This window comes from Spiroplasma sp. Moj (assembly GCF_016082285.1).
Lineage (GTDB): Bacteria > Bacillota_I > Bacilli_A > Mycoplasmatales > Mycoplasmataceae > Spiroplasma > Spiroplasma phoeniceum.
In genome coordinates, this window is the sequence record NZ_MQTY02000127.1 from 1 (window position 1) to 2,668 (window position 2,668).

The following is a 2,668-nucleotide window of genomic DNA, read 5'->3' on the forward strand; positions in this document are numbered from 1 at the left end:
TTGTAGGAAAATATTAAATTTTTAAATAAAAGACATAATTAATTAAAATTATAATTTGCTATTAGTATCTTTTTAAAAATATTTACAATTATTTTAATAGGTTATGCAAGAAGTCTATTNAACATTAGGATTATCTTTTGCCAATTGTAAAATTCGAAATGAATTAGTGACAATTTTTATTGGTTTATCAATTAAAGTAACAAAAATTTCACAAGTTGATCCTGCTCCGACAAAAATAACATCATTTTTTTCTAACAAATTTGTTAACTTTTTTCCGATAATCATTTTTTTATCAAAATTAATACTACTTGTTCGAACATTAATATTACATGTTTTATTATGAACTCCTAAAAAATTAATACCACCATAATACATTGTAATAATTCCTTCACTTTCAAGTTCTTTTAAATCACGGCGCGCAGTTGTTGCTGAAATATTATATTTTCGAACATATTCAAGAACATGATTCATTTCGTGAAAAAGTTTTTGACACAAATATGCTAATAATAAATCTTTTCGTTGGACTCGATGGATAAATCTCTACTCCTTTCATTGTTTAATTTTGTACTTAATTATTATACCGAAAAAAAGTTATTTACCAAAATGTTCCAAAAATTTTCTTAAATTTTCAATAAGTTTTTTATTATGCAATAACTGATATAATTCAGCATCATTTGCTTTTTGAATTGCACCAATACTTTCAAAATGGTGATTTAATAATTTAATTCGTTGTTTTCCAAACCATGGGATTGTTTCTAGAATACTTGTTGTCAAAGCTTTTGTTTGCCGGCGGCGAAAACTAGTAATTGCAAAATTATGAACATCATCTTGCATTCTTGTTAAAAATAAAAATAAACGACTACTTTTATCCAAATATACTTTCTCTTTTTTTAAATTAAGTAAATGGTCAGTTTTATGATGATCATTTTTAACTAAACCAATCACGGGAATTGATAAATCTAATTTTGCTAGTTCTTTTAAACAAGCATTAACTTGTTGAATCCCACCATCCATAATAATTAAATTGGGAAGGGCTTGTTCTTCTTGAATAATCTTTTGATAACGACGAGCAACAACCGCCGCAATACGGTGCGTATCATCTTGATATGAAATTTCTAAATTATACTTACGATAATCATTTCGTGATGAACGACCATTTTTATAAACAATAACCCCACCAGTCACAAACTCATTATTAATATTAGCAATATCAATCATTTCAATTAAATATGGTAATTCTGATAAACCTAAAAGCATTTGTAACTCTTTTAAAACTTCAGCATTATTTAATTCTCGTTGGGCAGTTGTCTGGTATTGGACATAAGATTCATAACTATTTTCAGTCGCTAATTTCATAATTGTTTTTTCAATTGGTGTTTTAGGATGAAAAACACGATTATCAAATAACAAGTTTAATTCTGGTAATGCAATTGCTTCGTTAACAATTATTTTTGTGGATAAAATATTTTTTTGATAAATATTTTGCAAATATAAGCGGTATAATTCTTGGTAATCTTCAGCAAAATCAAGATGATAATATTCATAATCTTTATAGCTTAATTTTCCAGCACGATAAAATAAAGTTGTTAACACTAAATGCTCAGTAGTTTGATATAAACTAATCACATCTAAATCATCATTTTGGTTTAACATTTCAACTGTTTGTGATGATAAAGTTCAATCTAAGTTTCGAATTAAAACTTTTAATTTATGTGCTTCTTCAAATTGTAAGTTATCTGCGGCTTGAAACATTCGTTTCTCTAGTAGTTTTTTTGTTTCAATAAAATTACCTTTAAAAAAATTATGAACTTTTTTAATCATTTTTGTATAATATTCTGAAGGAACTGATTTAAAACAAGCACCTGAGCATTGATTAATATGATAATAAAGGCAAGGTTTTCCAAGATTTTCTTTACAACGACGTAAAGGATATAATCGTTCTAAGACTTTAATAATTTTCCGCGCATGACTCCCTTCTGGGAATGGTCCATAATAGCGAGCATATTTTTGATGAACATTACGAACATACAAATATTGAGGGTCTTTTTCTTTTGTAATTACAATATAAGGATAATGTTTATCATCATTTAACAAAATATTGTATTTTGGTTTGTACTGCTTAATTAAATTATGTTCTAAAATTAGTGCCTCTTTTTCAGTTTTCGTAATAATTGTTTCTAAACGAACTATTTCTTGAACTAAGCGGGTTGTTTTATAATTATACACTTTGTTAAAATAAGAACTAACACGACTTCGTAAGTTTTTTGCCTTTCCAACATACAATACTTGATGATAATTATTGTAAAATAAATAGCATCCTGGTTTAGTTGGTAAAATCTCAACTTGCTCTTTTAACGATAATTTTTCTGACATTTTTCATTCTTCCCCTTATGTTTGTTAATATTTTATGCTTAATTAAAACAATTAGCAACTCATCATAAAAAATCCAATGTGAAAACCATATACATTTTAGACCACTGATTTAGTCTTTAAATTAGAATGGAGATTAAAATGAAAAAGTATATGGTAACAAGCATTCCAACTGAAAATGAATTATATTCATTACAACGAAAAATAAAAAAATGATATTTACAACAAAAACTTACAAAAGAAATAAATTATATTTATCAAAATGTCATTAATTATTTTAATTTATGTCAGAAATACT

General features: G+C 26.0%; 2 protein-coding genes. Both read right to left on the reverse strand.

Annotated elements, in window-relative coordinates:
- Window positions 1-114: 114 nt before the first annotated feature.
- Entirely contained in the window at window positions 115-534 is a 420-nt protein-coding gene (locus tag BST80_RS04935) for a DeoR family transcriptional regulator (RefSeq protein WP_415746226.1), read from the reverse strand.
- 57 nt (window positions 535-591) lie between these two features.
- The gene (uvrC, locus tag BST80_RS04940; protein ID WP_415746225.1) at window positions 592-2,373 is read right to left on the reverse strand and encodes an excinuclease ABC subunit UvrC; all 1,782 of its coding nucleotides are present in this window, start codon (window positions 2,371-2,373) and stop codon (window positions 592-594) included.
- Window positions 2,374-2,668: the final 295 nt, after the last annotated feature.